Raw genomic sequence first — 17565 nt, 5'->3', positions numbered from 1 at the left:
TTAACTTTCGTGGCTGCCGAATAAATCGGTAATGGCGTGAACAACTTCAATTCCCTGCCATACAAATAAATTCAACGCAGTGAATGAGAATAAGCCTAAGATCACCATTCGTAAGATAAACAACATGTTTAACAACCTCCTCATTTTATGTTACACAGATAGGCGATGTTGAACATGAAGCTCATCGAAATACGAGGACTGATAAAATTTAGCGATCAAAAAGCTTTTTTTACGCTGTCTTCTCCTGGAAGACGGACTTTTTCTGTCTGCTATCACGATAAGTGAGACAGAAGCGGCAAAAAGCGCCGTCAGTATAAATGAGCCCGTCAAAGACTTTTTCTCATCATCGACATTTTGGCCGGCCTTCATTTCGTGCATTTCCTGCTGGTCGGCTACTGCTTTAAAATGATGAGCGGTGTCAAACGCATGGGGAATGGAGAGCAAATGAAAGCTTGCAATCGCTAAAAATAGGATAGATGCCTTTAAAAACAGGATCTTTTTCAAATGTTCTCCCCCCTTCATAAGTCTGAATATTTTTATTATAATACCCTAATTCAAACTGAAAGTAAACCTCATTTAATAAATTAAAAAATATTATCCTGGTTAAGTATATAACATCTGAGCCGTTACTTCACTCATTTTTTATCAGCAAGCCGAAGAAAGCGGGTAGAGACTATATTTATTATCTTATGCAAATAAAGGCTGAGATGTGACGGGTTTTTTCAGACTGCAGATAAACAGAGCGAGGCATAACGATACGTAAAAAACCAAATAATTTTGTTGAAAAACTTCTCAATCAATGATGTTGTGATATAATAATACTCGTTGTGTTAAAAAATCTAACATAAGAAGCGAAAATCACAGTAAAAGATGTATAGGGAGGTTACACATGGAGGCTTTTATTAAAGATATTATTAATGTTCCAAATGATTTTATTTGGAAGTATCTTGTTTATATTTTAGTAGGAATCGGATTGTTTTTCACTTTCCGTTTTCGTTTCGTTCAATTTCACTATTTTATTGAGATGTTCAGAATTGTGGGGGAGAGGCCTTCCAAAGGGGTTTCCTCTATGCAGGCATTCTTTATCTCGGCAGCCTCGCGTGTCGGAACCGGGAACCTGACCGGTGTCGCTTTAGCGATTGCAACGGGCGGTCCGGGAGCGGTATTTTGGATGTGGATTGTGGCTATTGTCGGAATGGCTTCAAGCTTTGTGGAAAGCACATTGGCGCAGCTTTATAAAGTGCGTTCCGGTGAAGATTTCCGCGGCGGGCCTGCTTACTACATGCAAAAAGGTCTCGGCGCGCGCTGGCTCGGTGTTTTATTTGCCGTTTTGATTACCGTTTCATTCGGATTGATTTTTAATGCTGTACAGTCAAACACCATTTCCGTTGCTTTTGACGAAGCATTCCATGTAAATAAAACGGTTATTGCGGTTATTTTAGCTGTACTAACGGCATTTATTATTTTTGGCGGTTTAAAACGGGTCGTTTCTGTTTCACAATTAATCGTTCCCGTCATGGCGGGTTTATACATTATTATCGCCCTATATGTTGTTGTTGTGAACATCACGGCGGTTCCGGAGCTGCTAATGACGATCGTGAAAAATGCGTTTGGCCTTCAGCAAATTGCAGGAGGAAGTTTAGGAAGCATTATTATTATCGGAGCGCAGCGCGGGCTGTTCTCAAATGAAGCCGGTATGGGGAGCGCGCCGAATGCCGCAGCAACTGCACACGTGTCACATCCGGCAAAGCAGGGATTAATTCAGACTCTCGGCGTATTTTTTGATACGTTTATCGTTTGTACTTCGACAGCATTCATTATTTTATTGTACAGCGTAACGCCTAAAGGCGACGGCATCCAAGTGACACAGGCCGCTTTACAGCACCATATCGGAAGCTGGGCGCCGACTTTTATTGCGATTGCAATGTTTTTATTCGCATTCAGTTCGGTTGTCGGCAACTATTATTATGGGGAAACAAATATTGAATTTATCAAAACAAGCAAAACATGGCTCAATATTTACCGCATTTTTGTTATCGCAATGGTTGTATACGGATGTGTAGCCAATTTCCAAATTGTATGGGATATGGCAAACTTGTTTATGGGCTTATTGGCGCTGACTAACTTGATTGCGATACTGCTGCTGTCTAATGTGGCATATAAGGTCTATAAAGATTATGCCGTTCAGCGCAAAAAAGGCCTTGATCCTGTATTTAAAGCGAAGAACATTCCCGAGCTGAAACATATTGAAACATGGGAAGAAGAAGAGCAGACAGGCTCTGAGCATAAAGCTGCAAATTGAACAGCATGAAACTGCACCTGAAAAACCCCTGTAAAGGGGTTTTTCTTATGTCAAAGCTATCTTCCGGGCTTTTAATGCTGAAGAAAAATCCCCGCACAAAAAGCGGGGATTTTTCTTGTAATCGTAATCTTAGAAGGGGTGCCTTTTTTGCCGATGATACACTGACAGTAAGGAAACATGAAGGATTACAGAATCGCAAACAGATTTTTCTGAATTTAAAGTATTTTTACTTGTATTTGTAAGATTTTTCATATAAAGTGTTGCTAAATCGGTTTACTAAACCGATTTAGTTCCTATTCGATATCGAAATGAAAGGAGTATAGATGTGTCAACCAAATATGGAATTTTAACTATAGGTGATGCGATGATCACCTTAAATCCCGCGAGTACAGGACCTTTGCGTTTTGTTACTCATTTTGAAAGAAAAGCAGGCGGAGCAGAATTGAATTTCGCCATTGCCTGTGCAAGGCTGGGTCTTTATTCAAAGTGGATCAGCCGGCTGGGAAAGGATGAGTTTGGCAGAGTGATCTATAGCTTTGCTAAAGGAGAAGGAGTCGATATGACTGACGTCACCTATGTTGAAGGCTATCCCACTTCTTTAAATGTAAAGGAGATCAGAGAAGACGGAGCAGGCAAGACCTTTTATTATCGTTACAACTCCCCTGTCCTAACACTTGAACCGGAAGATATTACTGAAGAGATGTTTAGAGGCATTGATATTGTTCATCTTACCGGGGTATTTATGGCGATTGACCGCAAAAACTTGGATATTGTTCAAAAAGTGCTCTTCATGGCGAAAGAAAAAGGAATCCTTATATCCTTTGATCCGAACGTCCGGCTAAAACTGTGGACGATTGAAGATGCACGGGCAGCTTACCAAACGGTCTTCCCATATATTGATATTCTGCTGACAGGACGTGATGAAATGAAAAACATCATAGGAACTGAGGAAAACGAAGAATTAACTGTTTTTGCAAAGAAATATTCTATCAGTCAGCTTGTCATTAAAGACGGAGCAAAAGGATCAGCTCTGTATAGTGAAAATCAGTGGATCGAAAAGGAAGCATTTTCGGTAGCAACTGCTGATACGGTTGGAGCGGGTGATGGCTTTGATGCCGGCTACTTATACAGTTATCTGCATAAATTTGAACCTGAGAAACGTCTGGAGTTTGCCAATGCGGTCGGTGCGCTTGTTACAACAGTTTCCGGTGATAATGAGGGGCTGCCCCTTTTGGAAGAGGTTTTAACATTTGTTAACAAAGAGACGGTGGTTGAGCGTTAAGGTTAAAAATCAAAATAAGAACCGATCGGCAGTGCGGGGATAAATTCTTAAAAAGCAGGTGAGAAAATGAAAGCGGTTCAAGTACGGAGAGCGTATGACTTGGTGATAACGGAGGCAGAAAAGCCAGCCGTCATTCAAGCCGATGACGTTCTCGTCCAAGTAAACGGGTGGGAATTTGCGGTTCAGATCTGCATATTTATCATGGCACAAATCCATTGGCTTCACTGCCGAGAGTCATTGGGCATGAAGTAACAGGTGAAGTAAAAGAGATTGGCCCTAGTGTCCGGCATCTTAAGATAGGTGACCATGTAGTTGTTGAGCCGATATCTTACTGCGGAACATGCTATGCCTGCAGAAAAGGGCGGCCGAATGTTTGTGAAAAGCTTTCTGTCTTCGGTGTTCATGAAGAAGGCGGGATGCGGGAATATGTTGTGCTGCCGGAAAAGCAGCTGCATGCGGTATCAGCCTATTTGCCGTGGGAAGAAGCTGTCATGGCAGAACCCTACACTATAGGCGCTCAAGCGGTATGGAGGGGACAGGTGGAACAAGGAGACACTGTTCTGATCCAGGGGGCGGGCCCCATCGGAATCTGCATATTAAAAATGGCTAAGCTGCAGGGCGCTTCAGTCATGGTGACCGACTTAAATGAAGAGCGTTTAGCGTTTGCCAAAGAAAACGGTGCGGACCGTATCGTAAATGTACAAAAAGAAGATATCATTCGGAGAGTTCATGAATGGACCGGAAATGAAGGAGCCAACGTGGTCATTGATGCCGTTTGCCTCCCAGCCACTTTCGCACTTTCCATTGAGGCGGTTTCTCCGGCCGGACATGTGGTTGTTCTTGGATTTGATGAAAATGCTTCAGCTATTTCACAGCTGCCGATTACGAAAAAGGAAGTCACGATAACCGGTTCCAGACTGCAAACACATCAGTTTCCGAGAGTGATAGAGTTACTGAATGAAGGCAGATTAACGCATAACGGGCTCGTTACTCATACGTTTTCATACGTTTGATTAAAGGAGGAGTGAACATGCTGCCTAAATACTTCGTTTACCAGCAGCTTTTGGAAGAAAAAGTAGTGGCGGTCGTCCGCGGTCAGAACAGCCATGAAGCGATACAAGTATCAAAAGCGGCCATCTCGGGGGGGATCAATGCAATCGAGCTTACATATACAACTCCTGAAGTGGAAGACGTCTTTAAGGAGCTGCGTCATATGGATGTTCTTCTTGGAGCAGGTTCTGTGATGGATACAGAAACAGCAAGACATGCCATTTTATCCGGAGCGACATTTATCGTCAGTTCTCATTTTGTAAAGGACATTGCGTCTCTTTGCAACCTGTACAGCGTTCCTTATTTGCCAGGGTGCATGAGCATTTCGGATATGGCATCGGCGCTTGAAGCCGGATGTGATGTAATGAAGCTGTTTCCTGCCATTACATTTGATCCCTCATTTATCAAGTCAGTAAATGGACCTCTGCCCAATGTCCGCATCATGCCGACAGGCGGCATTTCATTGAATAATATGAATGATTGGCTGAGTGCCGGAGCGGTTGCTGTCGGTGTGGGGAGCGATTTAACCAAGGCCTATCAAAAGGGCGGATATGAAGCAGCTGTGTCACTCAGCAGAGAATACGTCAGCAAGAAGTCTGAATATACGGGGGTGTAACTTGAATATCACGTTTCGATGGTACGGACAAGGCAATGATACCGTAACACTTGACCAGTCAAACAGATTCCAGGAGTTAAAGGCGTCGTCTGGGCCCTCCACCATAAGCAGCCGGGTGAAGTGTGGGGGAAAGAAGAAATTAAAGCGGAAGTCGAATATATTCAATCCCATGGGTTTCATGCAGAAGTTGTAGAAAGCGTGAATGTTCATGAAGCGATCAAACTCGGAAATGAAGAACGCGGCCAGTACATTGAAAACTATCAGCAAACCATTCGCAACCTTTCCGAATTTGGCGTAAAAGTGATCTGCTACAATTTCATGCCGATTTTTGACTGGACCCGCACCGATATGTTCCGACCGCTGGAAGACGGTTCAACCGCTTTGTTTTTTGAAAAAGCAAAAGTAGAGAGCTTGGAGCCCCAAGAGCTGATCCGCATGGTGGCGGAAGCCTCCGATATGACGCTTCCAGGATGGGAGCCGGAAAAAATGATACGGATTCAAGAGCTGTTTGAAGCCTACAAAACGGTCGATGAAGAACAGCTTTGGGCCAATCTGACATTCTTTTTAGAAGAGATTCTGCCGGTTGCTGAAGCGCATGGCATTCAAATGGCTATTCATCCCGATGATCCGCCTTGGTCTATTTTTGGCTATGACCGGGGCAAAAAGCTACGAAAAGCTTCGGGCGATATCAGATTCACCGGCCAACTGCATCACGTTGTGCACAGGCTCAATGGGTGCGAATCCCGCCAATGACATGGCGGAGATCGCAAAACACTATGCCGGCATTGCTCCATTCTCACACATACGTAATGTAAAGATTTTTATGATACCGGTGATTTTGTAGAAACTTCTCATCTGACAAAGGATGTCCATCAATATCCAAGGTGTAGTAGAAGAACTTCACAACCAAGGTTACAAAGGGTATGTAAGACCGGATCACGGCCGCCATATATGGGGTGAACAATGCCGACCGGGTTATGGTATGTATGATCGCGCTTTAGGGATTATGTACTTGAACGGACTGTGGGATGCCTATGCGTCTTTGGTGAAAAAAGAGGCGGAAGTATGATACCGATTCATGAAAACTTGTCCGGTAAAGCCGCTGTCATAACAGGCGGAAGCGGTGTGCTCTGTTCAGCGATGGCAAAAGAACTTGCCCGCCACAACATGAAAATCGCGATAGTGAACCGAAGTGCCGAAAAAGGACAGCGCGTCGTGAACGACATTACGGAGGCCGGCGGAACTGCTCTTTCTGTTTCTGCTGACGTCTTGGATTGCGGATCATTGAAAAAAGCAAAAGATAAGATTCTTGAACGGTTTGGCTCCATCGATCTTTTAATCAATGGAGCGGGAGGAAACCATCCGGATGCTATCACTGATTGTGAGACTTATGAAGAAGAGGGGGAAGGAACATCCTTCTTTGATATGGATGAGAACGGATTTGCCACCGTATTCTCTACAAACTTTACGGGGTCATTTCTCGCTTCTCAGGTGTTTGGCAAAGACCTTCTGAAGGCTGAGTCACCGTCGATTATCAACATTTCATCCATGAGTGCCTATTCACCTATGACGAAGGTTCCGGCCTACAGTGCGGCCAAAGCGTCAATTAATAATTTTACATTGTGGATGGCGGTTCATTTCGCAGAAACCGGTTTGCGGGTCAACGCGATTGCACCAGGATTCTTTCTCACCAAACAAAATCACGATTTGTTGATAAATGAAGATGGGAGCTATACGGACCGCTCCAACAAAATCATTGCCGGTACACCGATTAAACGCTTCGGGAAACCGGAGGACTTGCTGGGAACGCTGCTTTGGCTGGCGGATGAATCATACTCAAGTTTTGTAACGGGAATTACCATCCCTGTTGATGGAGGATTTATGGCATATTCCGGAGTTTAACGGATATACCAGTCTCCCTGTCTAGTTTGTAATGAGTTTATTTCTGGCTTATACTAATGAAAAATGAAGGCAGACGGGGATGACTTATGAAAACCATTACAATCGCTGATGTAGCTAAACATGCAAACGTTTCTAAAAGTACCGTATCTCAATTTTTAAACCGGCGCTTTGATTATATGAGTGAAAAAACGAAACAAAAAATAGAGGCAGCCATTCAGGAGCTGAATTATCAGCCAAACTTTGTAGCCCGCAGCTTAAAGCAGAAATCAACGTTTACAGTCGGAGTAGTAGTCGCCAATATCCTTCACACCTTTTCCACCCAAGTCATCCGGGCAATTGAAGACTATTTCCATGAACAAGGATTTCATATTATTGTCTGCAATGCGGATGACGAGCCTGCTAAAGAAAAGAAGTATATTGAAATGCTGCGTGCCAAGCAGGTGGATGGCATTATTATTTTTCCAACAGGCGAGAATCTTTCACTGTATGAAAAGATGAAACGCGATGAGTTTCCGATTGTATTTATGGACCGAACGATTGAAGAGCTCGGGATTCAGACGGTCATGCTTGATAACCATTATGCAGCAAAGCTTGCTGTTGACCGGTTTGCGGAGAAAGGTTTGCACAGGATCGCCATCATTACCACATCTATTATTCGCAAGATCAGTCCCAGGGTAGAAAGAATCGAAGGATACAAGAAGGCGCTGGAAAGGCATGGACTTCCGATTCGTGAAGAGTACATCAAAACGGCAGATACAGATGATATTCCAAGAGCGCTTTCGGAGCTGTTTGCACTGAACACACCGCCGGAAGCGATATTGGCAGGAAACGATATTGTGCTCGTTGAGGCTTTAAAGTATATGAAAGAAAAAAACATGGCCATTCCAGAGGATGCAGCGGTCATCGGAATCGACGAAGTTTCCTTTGCCAGTTTCTTTACCCCGCCGGTTACGACCATTGTCCAGCCTGCGGTTGAAATGGCCAAAGGAGCGGCTGACATTCTTCTCCGTCAAATCCAAAAAAAAGAATCAGAAGCAGAGTGGATGCACCGCTATAAGCCCTCTCTTATGGCAAGGCATTCCGGGTAAGGCCTCTCAGTAAAACTAAACCGGTTTATGCCGGTTTTTAAAAATGTCAGAATATTAAAAATGTAGGGAGGTTTACATGTTTTCAAAAGACAGGCTTCCAGTGATTGTTCTTTTATTCTTAGCCGGTGTCATAAACTATTTGAACCGTTCGGCACTGTCGATTGCAGCTCCATTTATTCAGGACGAACTCACATTGTCTGCAACCCAAATGGGTTTGATCTTCAGCAGTTTCTCTGTCGGTTACGCTATCTTTAACTTTGTTGGCGGAGTAGCATCCATCAGCCATCGGAGTGACAAGCAGCGGTACGCCGCTGGGCGGAGCGATTTCCGGTCCGATTGTCGGTATGATTGCTGTTGCGTTCAGCTGGAAGGTTTCCTTTGTACTCATCATGATCATTGGTTTGGTCTGGGCGCTGTGCTGGTTTAAGTTCGTAAAAGAAAAACCGGCAGAGCCAATGGGGGATGCGCCGGCAACAATGAAGGCGGACGGGGCGCCTCATGAGAAATTCCGCTCACCTTTTATCTGAAACAAAAGACTGTACTATTCACGGCTTTCGCCTTTTTCGCCTATAACTACATCTTATTTTTCTTCCTGACATGGTTCCCAAGCTACTTGGTGGACGAACGGGGATTAAGTGTTGAATTCATGAGCGTGGTCACTGTTATTCCATAGATTCTGGGTTTTATCGGTCTGGCAGCCGGAGGACTTATTTCCGATTATGTATTTAAAAAAGCGGCCAAAAAAGGCGTGCTGTTCTCGCGTAAAGTGATTCTTGTCACCTGTCTGTTTGCTTCCGCAGTATTCATCGGATTTGCCGGACTTGTCACCGTTACTGTAAGCGCCGTCATACTTGTCGCTTTATCTGTTTTCTTCTTGTATGTAACAGGTTCCATCTACTGGGCTATCATTCAAGACGTGGCAGACCCAAAAAATGTCGAATCCGTTGGCGGATTCATGCATTTCCTCGCAAACACGGCCGGTATTATCGGACCTGCGTTAATCGGTTTTATCGTTGACAAAACCGGTACGTTCTCTGGAGCGTTCCTGCTGGCTGGCGGCTTAGCTGTATTTGCTTCTCTTGCTGTTATCCGTTTCGTCCGTCTGATCATCAGCAAATCTGCTGGATCGGATGCCGAAGATACGGTTTCTTATTAAAAGGGCCTTTACGGTGGATGAGAACCCAGCGGGCGTTCAGATGAGAAATGGCGGCCTGAAGACATCTGAAATGATTGAAGACCGGCAGATAACCGGTCTTTTTTTGTTTGCAAACCAAGGCATCTTTTAAAGAAAAGAAAGGGAAACAAGGGATGACATATCGGAGACCGGACTCGGGGTCAGCAAAAGTCTGGAGTCACACTGCCATTCAATCTATCAATATGCTAATATAGGGAGTGTTTACAAAAGAAGGGAAAAAGGAGGGCGTATGAAACAGGAGCCGATCTATGTGGAAATTGACATAACATCTGATTTGAATACGCTTTGGGAATATACGCAAAACCCAGCGCTTCATAAGGAATGGGATCTGCGTTTTTCAGATATTACGTACCTTCATCGAAAACCAAACGAACCGCAGAAATTTCTTTATGAGACAAGGATAGGTTTTGGATTAAAGGTGTCTGGCACTGGGGAAACAGTTGGAGGCACCAATCAGCATTCTTCTCATTGGGTATCTTCCCTGGCCTTTCACTCCGATCATCCGTTATCTCTGATTGAAACCGGCAGGGGCTATTGGAAGTATAGACCGCATGATAACCGGAGTATCACGTTCATGACCCAATACCAATATAAAACAGCATACGGCCTGCCCGGGAGATTGATAGATCGATTTGTATTTCGGCCGCTGTTAAGCTGGGCCACGGCGTGGAGCTTTGATGCTTTGCGGCTTTGGATTGAGCAGAACAGACACCCGAAGAAATCGGCTTACTGCGGATTCGTCTATGTCATGTTGTGCTTGTTTTTCAGTTTGTATTGGTTTCATCAAGGGTTTGCAGATTTTTTTCTTGAAGCAAACAGAATAGCAGGGGCGTTAGAGTCAGGTTTGGGTATTTTATGGATGGTTCCTTTCGGGAGAAAATGGCTGCTTCATGCCGGACAGGTATGTATCTTTTCTGTATCAGCATTTTTGCCATCGGGAATATTATTATCTGTTTTGTTAGGAGCGATTACGGCTGCGGGAATTATTCTTAGTCTTAAGCTCCCGAGCGCCCGGCATACAAAACGAAAGAGAAAGAAGTGAAGTTGTGGGTTCAATTTATGAAAAATCAATCGTTAATTATCACTTATTACATCCTCAGCTGCAAAAACGCTATCAATTAGACGAATCACACACGTTCATCGGAAAAGGAATCATGTCAGACATAAAGGAAGGCTCATTTGTCGTCAGAATGCTATTGAAGTTTGGTGTCTTCTTTAGATGCTTCTTCTCTGAGAGCGGGAAGGACATCCCTTTCACCATTCAAAATAAAACTTTTTATACGAAACAGCATATCGGTGTGGAATGGAACCGAACATTTTTCTTTAAAGGCAAAAAGCGTTTCTTTGACGCAGTTATGGTATATGACGAACAAGAAAAACGAATTCTTGATTACTTCGGCAAACCGTACATTCTGCTGTCTGTTTTACATTTAGAAGCAACCTCAGACGGGGCGCTTAACATCACATCGGGAAGGCAATGGTTATTGATATTGGGAAAGAAAATTCCGCTTCCAAAATGGCTTTGCGGCACATCCTCCGTTTACGAGAGCTATCATGAAGAAATGAATTGTTTTACTATACAAGTGCATGTGGAGAATATGATTCTCGGCACCCTTTTCTATTATCAAGGAACATTTAAGGAAGAAGGGGGAGATATATGCTGAAACGAAACAGTGTGATCAGCATGATTTGTTTTATAGGATTTTTTGCAGCTGAAGCCCCGCATGTGTCTGCTGCAGAGGCGCTTGTCCTGTTATCCGTTCTATTTTTCGTTCCGGGTGTTTTTCCTCTTGTTTTTCAACAAACGGCTGATCGTGAGGTTCAACCATTTGAAAACGTATTAGTACAGTGTTATCCGGCAGCAGCTTTATGTGCAGCACTGGCTTTTATTACGGATATCAGCTTTTTTGCGCTGCTGTGGTGGCTGTACACCATTTTATTGGCTGTGTATGGTGTGGTGAGGCTATGGAAGACAAACATACATAGAATAGAAGAAACTTCGGTTATCTTCGGCCTTATCTATTTGGCTGGCGGAGGATTTTGGTTTTTTGCTTATGTTTCACAAATGGATATTATGCATTTCGGTCCGCTTATTATATTGCTGACAGCTGTTCACTTTCATTATTCTGCTTTTCTTATTCCGATCTTTAACGGCTTACTCGGCAGAATCATAAGAGAAAGACGGGGTCTTTACCGCTGGAGCACGGGAATCATTCTGCTCTCGCCGCTGCTTATCGCAATGGGCATTACATTCTCAAAGACACTTGATCTTATTGCAGTCGGAATGTACATGTCAGCACTGTATATAAACGCATATCTCGTTTTTAGGGCACCATTTCAGACGAAGACAGGGAAATTGCTGATTCGAACTTCATCGGCCGTATTAATGATTACGATTTGTTTCTCTCTGATTTATTCTTTTGGTGTTTATCGTGAAGAAATGACACTTACCATCAGCCAAATGATTTGGATTCACGGGACCGTCAATGCATGCGGCGTTATTTTGCCGGCTCTGGCAGGCTGGAGAATGGAAAATCCGAGGCCATTTGATGAGCACTGTGTACAGACTTTCAGCCGTATTTACGGAAAGAGAGCGATAGGTAGCGATTTCTTGGCTGACATTCATGCGGAAACTAACGATTATTATACTGGGCTGGTTGATGAAATGAATGACCTTCATTCCGACCATTTTTCAGCAGAGAAACTAACGCCGGCAATTCTTTCGTTTTATGAGAAAACGATTAATTATGATATAGAAGCAAAAGTGACATGGAGTACGTGGTTTCGGCCGTTTGCACATATCTATGAACGGTTCAGCAGAAGAACCGGACAAATTCATCTCTCAATGAATCCTGACTGGTATACGATGCACAGTCAAATAAAAGGCGTTGATTCCAGTAAAGACGGCAGGAAAAAGGTCCGTGCCTGGATCAGAACAAATGAGAAACAGGAAACCATATTCACTGCGCTGTATTCTGTGTACAGGTCAAACGGGGAGGGATACATGAATATTTCTCTTCCGCTTCCGTTCAGCCAAATGACAGGTATTCTGAAGCCCTATCATCATAAAGAGAGCCTCATGCTGACAAGCAGACGAAGAAAAAGCGGAGCGGGTGACGAGGGGATCTATCTGCAAACGAAATTTGGAACATGCAGCCTTCCATTGTCGGAAACGTTTCTCATAACAGCACAGGGCGACAACCGATTGACAGCCGTTCACCGCATGTGGCTGTTTGGGATGAAATTTCTTACTGTGAATTATCGGATTACATGCGGCAATCCAAATTCATCGTATAAAAGCTGATGAGAGGGACGCGTTTAAGGGATATGGAAGTTTTTCCAAAGAGGACTCTAAGGGATTTTAGGCTGCCGGAAATCGCCGGCAGCCTTTTTTTATATGAATTTTGAAGGACGCTGTAAGAAATATGTTAAATACATCAATTTTAAGATCGTTTTCATGCTTTCAATGTATACTTAGCGGAATCATCAAAATACAGATGAAAATGATTTGTAAAAATGTGTATTTTATTAGAATTTTATCTCGATTCTACATAATTAGACATTTTTTTCATCTTTAGAGTGATAAAATCGGGTTGTCTGCTAAATGGACGAGCATTTAATAGACACAAAATGACAAGGGGGGTAATATTGATGTTTAAAAACAAAGTCAAAAAAATAGTGGGAGCTGTTGCACTAGTTGGAGCCTTGCTAGTATCTGGAACGCCAGCAGTGAATGCGGCAGTCAAGCCCGAAGATTTAACACCCATTCGAAACAAATACAAAGACGGTTATCAATTCCAATGGAATGGTGACGGTACTGTAACTGTTTTCTTTAGAGACGGTGAAGGCAGATCTTATCATGATACCTATACATGTGTATCAATTATCGATGGAACTTGTTATGTATACAAGTAATTAAAACGTAAATGAATTCTATTTTTTAAATCTCGTCTCATTTTCTTAAGTATACTTAGTTAGTGAGACGAGAATTTCATTTCAAAACATAACTTCCTAGAATATATATTATGTAAACTAGATAAAATGAAATTCATATTGGATTTCTTTTCGATAAGGCTCCATTTAGGACATGAACAAGGGTCCATTTCGAAAATTCATCCTCTGTTGTTGTTGAGACCCTTATCTCTACTTTTCCCATCATTTAATTTATCCCCCCTTATCCACCCTCAGCCGGGGTACGTGTAAAAATGGGTCATAAATTGAGTTGTTTTTGTTAAGAGTTAAATGCTTCCAAAACGTATACCCCCATCCAAAACAGGACGGGGGTATACGTTTTATTTCACAATCGTGATATTATATTGAATTTATATGAGTAATTTGGTAGATATACATTTTATATGAGAATTACTAACGATTGACCTCATCTCTATACTTAGAAGTTGATCGTTTTTGAAGGTCGTCCAAATTTGGAGTTGATATATTCGCTTCCTTTTTCAATTCATCAAATGTTTCATATAAGGCTTTAATCTCGCTAAAGGAGCACTCAAAAAGTTTAGCCATCGGAAGTTTGTGAAATATTCTCAAACCGTGGTAGACAAAATTTCGATGGTTACGAACCATATTCACTTGAAATGCTGGGTCAATTCGATATCCCAGTTTTTCTAAAACCATAAACCCCTCATCCATTACAGAAATCATCTGCATTAATGCATTCTTATCCTTCACTATTTTTTTAAAGTCAAAGTTATTGATATAATGGATTGAGTTCATAGCAATAATCGGTATGAAGTGACTTTTAAGCCAACCATCAATATTTTCATTAAAACTTAGTTTATGTTTCGCTTCCTTAAAAGCCTTCTCTAATGTAGATTTAAATGATAAGCCACCGTCTAAGCTACCGATTACCATTTGTCCTCCCCCCCGAATAAAAATAACACGACCATTTTCTTCCCTCATCCCCCCACTAATTTGAAAACCAAACGCAATATTTTTTTTAACTTTGCTATTTTTATTTAGGAATGTTTGCATATTTGCAGCATCAGCGTTATTCCCAACAATCACAATATTGTTACTTATATTTTCAGCTAAAATCGGGAGAACCGATGAAAATTGATTGTATTTCATCACCACAAATATGAGATCGTAGTGTTCTTCAGGTTGTAGTTTATCAATTACATTTACTGCATCGACAGTATTTTTTCGTTGGAAATGATGTCGAATAACAATTCCATCTTCTTTCAATTGTTCATACCGCCTCCCTCTAGCTAAAATGGAAACATTGTTTCCTCCTCGTAATAATGAGTGGGCAAGATAACTTCCCAAAACACCAGCACCATAAACCAATACTTTCATCGTAAAACTCCCCTTCTATAGAATCTTTATAGTTAAAGTTTTTTATGATATTAATAGATGGTTGTTGATTGTTCAACAACTGTCTATTTTTTCAATTTTATCAACAGTCTATCTATGCTTCAATAGTTAATTAAACAGATATTGTTTAATAATGAACAGATTAAAGGTATTTGTTCATTAACAAGAAAATAAACATCTGTTTCTTTTTATACTTTTGTTCATTATAATTAACGTAATGGGTCTATTCTTTAATTAAACGATCCTATTAGGGAGGATATTATGGATAAAAGAATTAAAAAATCTAAAAAAGCTATAGAGGAAGCACTTATTAGTTTAATCGCGGAGAACGATTTTGAAGATATCACCATAAACTCCATTGCGGAAAGAGCAGATGTAAATAGAGGAACGATCTATTTACATTACAAAGATAAATTCGATTTATTAGAACAATGCATTGAAAGAGAAATACAGGAATTGCTTATTTATTGCTTGCCCAAAGGTTCTGGAAGCTACCCTTCTAAAACAACTTTACTACAGATATTTAAATATTTAGAGGAACACTCTTTTATCTACCATACATTGTTAACAAATAAAGGGGTCCCCACCTTCCGAAATAAATTATTAACTGTCATGAAAGAAGGGTTAAGGGAACAATTGCAATTAAATGGAATAAATCAAAATATGAACAAGGAGATCCTCATTCAGTTTTGGTCCTCCGCAATAATTGGTGTAATAGAGTGGTGGATAACGCAATTGATGCCTTATCCTGTAGAAGAAATCACCGAACATTTATGGACTTTACTAGAACGAAATCAGATTATACTTAAATAAAGAGTATCCATTATTGGCTATTCATACTGATCATTTTTGAATTTGAATTCATGTGTGTTTTTCAACGGTGAAAACACCGCTTATCATCTCAAATAGAAAACAATGCCTGAAATATGAGAGAGCCGATAACCGCGTAATAGGGTTATCGGCTCTGTGTCTGTACGGCTAGCTCTTTGACATGCGTTTAACAGCAACCTCTCGGTTATGTCACTTGTTGCTGGTCTTCTTGATCAAGTCCACGCCATCGTATGCCAGACTTTCCACACTTGCAGCCTTCTGCAGTATGTAATGATCAAAAAAGTTCTTCGTATAGTCTGTAACAAGATTTCGCATCTCCATAGCATCCCGTTCGCCTCTGAGTTCCTCATTAACACTGGTAAACACGATGTCGCAGTAATCTAAATGCGCAACACGATCAACAGAGAAATAATAGGTTTCCCTGCTATTGTTAGCGCCAATTATCGCATTCATATTATAGTTGGGTTCACGAAACAGCAGCAGGAAGGGTTTCTTAAGGTCGCTGTCGAGAAGGCCGAACGCACCGCTATCCAAGCCAATCCCGCAGGCGAACCGGTCGTCGTCCCGGCAAACCATCGCCGTCGTAAGCCCTCCATAAGAATGTCCGACTATGCCCATGCCGATGTCAAAGAGCAATCTGCCCTTAAAGAAGGAATTCTCCTCTCCAGAGTCCAGTTTGTAAAGATAATCGGCTACAGCCCTTACATCTTCTGCCTGTAACTCACTATACTCTGTTAACTTGGCAAGTACCGGGAGTGTAAGCACGTTACGGCACATCTCAACGGCAGTCTCATCGTCAGGCCGCATCTCCATCTTACCAGCCAACGCCAGCATCTCCGGATCTTCAGAAAACGCCATAATGACATCCGAAAAATCCTTTGATACATTAAACAGGCGCCCGTCTTTACGCTTATACATCGTGCTATTCTGATGGCCGATGCTTACCACAACATATCCCATGCTTGCCAAATCTGTACAGATCACTGTGCCCCATTCTGGAGAACCGCCCCCGCCGCAAACATAGAATAACACCGGATAGCGCTTTTCCTTCCCAGAGAGAGCAAGGTCGTCGTAACACTGGGTCTTGATATCTATAGAGAAAGCATCCTTCAACGCAGTGAGAAGTGGCTGTTCATTAAACATCTCGTAGACTTCAGGAAACATGTACGTTGATGTAGTCTTACCTTCGCTACTGTCGGACGGATAGTACACAAACGCCGTCAGTTCTCTTTTTGAGTGATCTGATGCCGTGTACTCAAAATCCATCTGGGTTCGACCGACAGTATAGCCGCCAATTGGTTCTGGAAATGCGTCATAAGTTTTCATTCTCTTGTTCCCCCTTAATTAATAAAAGTGGCGAATGTGCAATACATACATTGCGCTATAAGCGCTTTTCAAAACTGTTTTAGGGTCTGTTTCAACAAGAACCCAAAAATCGTATTCTAGATCACTGAACAAGCGAACATTCCTTTTTAGTTTAGGACTATATGATTCCCAATAATTATTTCCAAACTTGCTGCTTCTTTTAATGTTAATGGGCGAATACATGTGCACACCTCTTTTAACAAGATTTTTCTATAAAATTTCGACAAGGTTCTACAATACCCTTCTATAAATATTCATAATATCTCAGTAATAGTGCATCAGTCGTTCAGAATGGATCCACTTTTACTTTCTGTAAAGAGAACATAAAAGTGGATCCATTAAATGATAAAATACTTATTTGACTAGTGTTTACAACGCATAAAATGGATCTATATTTACTTCCTTGTACATCTCCTTCCTCTACAATTGCCTTCAAGTCTCTTTTTGTTATAGAAATTCAAAGCTTTGTGATTTCTGGCGGTATACTTTATCGTATCCTAGTCAAAATCATCAAGAGTTATCTATTCTGCATGGGTCTAGTGAAAGCTCTGACGTGATGAACTCCATACATAATGATTGCATATTCTACAGTTAAGTCTTCTTCCA

The 17565-nt window shown here is 41.9% G+C and carries 14 protein-coding genes and 3 pseudogenes; 13 read left to right on the top strand and 4 right to left on the bottom strand.

What is annotated here, in order from left to right:
• Both J7E26_RS18485 and J7E26_RS14440 read right to left on the bottom strand, forming a co-directional pair.
• Nucleotides 1-126 (bottom strand): hypothetical protein, encoded by a 126-nt coding sequence (locus J7E26_RS18485; RefSeq protein WP_013352436.1) that lies wholly within the window; start codon nt 124-126, stop codon nt 1-3.
• Nucleotides 127-150: 24 nt separating this feature from the next.
• Nucleotides 151-504: a hypothetical protein gene (locus J7E26_RS14440; RefSeq protein ID WP_214799021.1), complete on the bottom strand. Its 354-nt coding sequence runs from the start codon at nt 502-504 to the stop codon at nt 151-153.
• Nucleotides 505-889: 385 nt separating this feature from the next.
• Between J7E26_RS14440 and J7E26_RS14435 the strand changes: the two genes are divergently transcribed.
• From J7E26_RS14435 to J7E26_RS14380, 12 genes and pseudogenes are all read left to right on the top strand, one after another.
• Nucleotides 890-2302, top strand: a complete 1413-nt coding sequence (locus J7E26_RS14435; protein WP_214799019.1) for an alanine/glycine:cation symporter family protein — start codon at nt 890-892, stop codon at nt 2300-2302.
• A gap of 325 nt (nt 2303-2627) precedes the next feature.
• Entirely contained in the window at nt 2628-3584 is a 957-nt protein-coding gene (locus J7E26_RS14430) for a sugar kinase (RefSeq protein WP_214799017.1), read from the top strand.
• Nucleotides 3585-3650: 66 nt separating this feature from the next.
• Nucleotides 3651-4588 (top strand): annotated as a pseudogene (locus tag J7E26_RS14425) (zinc-binding alcohol dehydrogenase family protein); the annotation flags it as partial.
• A 26-nt stretch (nt 4589-4614) separates the two neighbouring features.
• Nucleotides 4615-5250: a bifunctional 2-keto-4-hydroxyglutarate aldolase/2-keto-3-deoxy-6-phosphogluconate aldolase gene (locus J7E26_RS14420; protein ID WP_214799015.1), complete on the top strand. Its 636-nt coding sequence runs from the start codon at nt 4615-4617 to the stop codon at nt 5248-5250.
• A 66-nt stretch (nt 5251-5316) separates the two neighbouring features.
• Nucleotides 5317-6319: pseudogene (uxuA, locus tag J7E26_RS14415) on the top strand (mannonate dehydratase).
• A complete protein-coding gene (locus J7E26_RS14410) occupies nt 6316-7152 on the top strand; it encodes an SDR family oxidoreductase (protein WP_214813593.1) in 837 nt (278 codons plus the stop codon). Before uxuA ends, J7E26_RS14410 begins: the two are co-directional and overlap by 4 nt.
• A gap of 86 nt (nt 7153-7238) precedes the next feature.
• The gene (locus tag J7E26_RS14405; protein ID WP_214799011.1) at nt 7239-8240 is read left to right on the top strand and encodes a LacI family DNA-binding transcriptional regulator; all 1002 of its coding nucleotides are present in this window, start codon (nt 7239-7241) and stop codon (nt 8238-8240) included.
• Nucleotides 8241-8316: 76 nt separating this feature from the next.
• Nucleotides 8317-9396, top strand: a pseudogene (locus J7E26_RS14400) (MFS transporter).
• Between the two features lie 268 nt (nt 9397-9664).
• Nucleotides 9665-10477 carry a hypothetical protein gene (locus J7E26_RS14395; RefSeq protein ID WP_214799009.1) on the top strand — a complete coding sequence of 271 codons (813 nt, stop codon included), beginning with the start codon at nt 9665-9667 and terminating at the stop codon, nt 10475-10477.
• A 4-nt stretch (nt 10478-10481) separates the two neighbouring features.
• Nucleotides 10482-11099 (top strand): DUF4166 domain-containing protein, encoded by a 618-nt coding sequence (locus J7E26_RS14390; protein WP_214799007.1) that lies wholly within the window; start codon nt 10482-10484, stop codon nt 11097-11099.
• Nucleotides 11093-12739: a YndJ family protein gene (locus J7E26_RS14385; RefSeq protein WP_214799004.1), complete on the top strand. Its 1647-nt coding sequence runs from the start codon at nt 11093-11095 to the stop codon at nt 12737-12739. The genes J7E26_RS14390 and J7E26_RS14385 overlap by 7 nt, the downstream gene beginning before the upstream one ends.
• A gap of 347 nt (nt 12740-13086) precedes the next feature.
• Complete coding sequence (locus J7E26_RS14380; protein ID WP_214799002.1) at nt 13087-13350, top strand: hypothetical protein; 264 nt, start codon at nt 13087-13089, stop codon at nt 13348-13350.
• Nucleotides 13351-13800: 450 nt separating this feature from the next.
• Here the strand turns inward: J7E26_RS14380 and J7E26_RS14375 are convergent, their stop codons facing one another.
• Nucleotides 13801-14745 (bottom strand): ketopantoate reductase family protein, encoded by a 945-nt coding sequence (locus tag J7E26_RS14375; RefSeq protein WP_214799000.1) that lies wholly within the window; start codon nt 14743-14745, stop codon nt 13801-13803.
• A 279-nt stretch (nt 14746-15024) separates the two neighbouring features.
• On the opposite strand from J7E26_RS14375, the gene J7E26_RS14370 reads away from it, so the two are divergent.
• On the top strand, nt 15025-15576 hold the full coding sequence (locus J7E26_RS14370; protein ID WP_061670834.1) for a TetR/AcrR family transcriptional regulator: 552 nt from the start codon (nt 15025-15027) through the stop codon (nt 15574-15576).
• Nucleotides 15577-15783: 207 nt separating this feature from the next.
• On the opposite strand, the gene J7E26_RS14365 is transcribed toward J7E26_RS14370, so the two are convergent.
• A complete protein-coding gene (locus J7E26_RS14365; RefSeq protein WP_214798998.1) occupies nt 15784-16920 on the bottom strand; it encodes an alpha/beta hydrolase in 1137 nt (378 codons plus the stop codon).
• Nucleotides 16921-17565: the final 645 nt, after the last annotated feature.

Origin of the sequence: Bacillus sp. ISL-51 (genome assembly GCF_018613535.1) — a bacterium.
GTDB lineage: Bacteria > Bacillota > Bacilli > Bacillales > Bacillaceae > Bacillus.
Note: the sequence above shows the minus strand (reverse complement) of the source record. Positions and strands in the feature narration are given on the sequence as shown.

What these genes read in the sequence shown, in the direction of transcription:
- J7E26_RS18485 (WP_013352436.1), bottom strand. Translation starts at nt 126, where the DNA reads ATGTTGTTTATCTTACGAATGGTGATCTTAGGCTTATTCTCATTCACT.
- J7E26_RS14435 (WP_214799019.1), top strand. Translation starts at nt 890, where the DNA reads ATGGAGGCTTTTATTAAAGATATTATTAATGTTCCAAATGATTTTATT.
- J7E26_RS14420 (WP_214799015.1), top strand. Translation starts at nt 4,615, where the DNA reads ATGCTGCCTAAATACTTCGTTTACCAGCAGCTTTTGGAAGAAAAAGTA.
- J7E26_RS14410 (WP_214813593.1), top strand. Translation starts at nt 6,316, where the DNA reads ATGATACCGATTCATGAAAACTTGTCCGGTAAAGCCGCTGTCATAACA.
- J7E26_RS14405 (WP_214799011.1), top strand. Translation starts at nt 7,239, where the DNA reads ATGAAAACCATTACAATCGCTGATGTAGCTAAACATGCAAACGTTTCT.
- J7E26_RS14395 (WP_214799009.1), top strand. Translation starts at nt 9,665, where the DNA reads ATGAAACAGGAGCCGATCTATGTGGAAATTGACATAACATCTGATTTG.
- J7E26_RS14385 (WP_214799004.1), top strand. Translation starts at nt 11,093, where the DNA reads ATGCTGAAACGAAACAGTGTGATCAGCATGATTTGTTTTATAGGATTT.
- J7E26_RS14380 (WP_214799002.1), top strand. Translation starts at nt 13,087, where the DNA reads ATGTTTAAAAACAAAGTCAAAAAAATAGTGGGAGCTGTTGCACTAGTT.
- J7E26_RS14375 (WP_214799000.1), bottom strand. Translation starts at nt 14,745, where the DNA reads ATGAAAGTATTGGTTTATGGTGCTGGTGTTTTGGGAAGTTATCTTGCC.
- J7E26_RS14370 (WP_061670834.1), top strand. Translation starts at nt 15,025, where the DNA reads ATGGATAAAAGAATTAAAAAATCTAAAAAAGCTATAGAGGAAGCACTT.
- J7E26_RS14365 (WP_214798998.1), bottom strand. Translation starts at nt 16,920, where the DNA reads ATGAAAACTTATGACGCATTTCCAGAACCAATTGGCGGCTATACTGTC.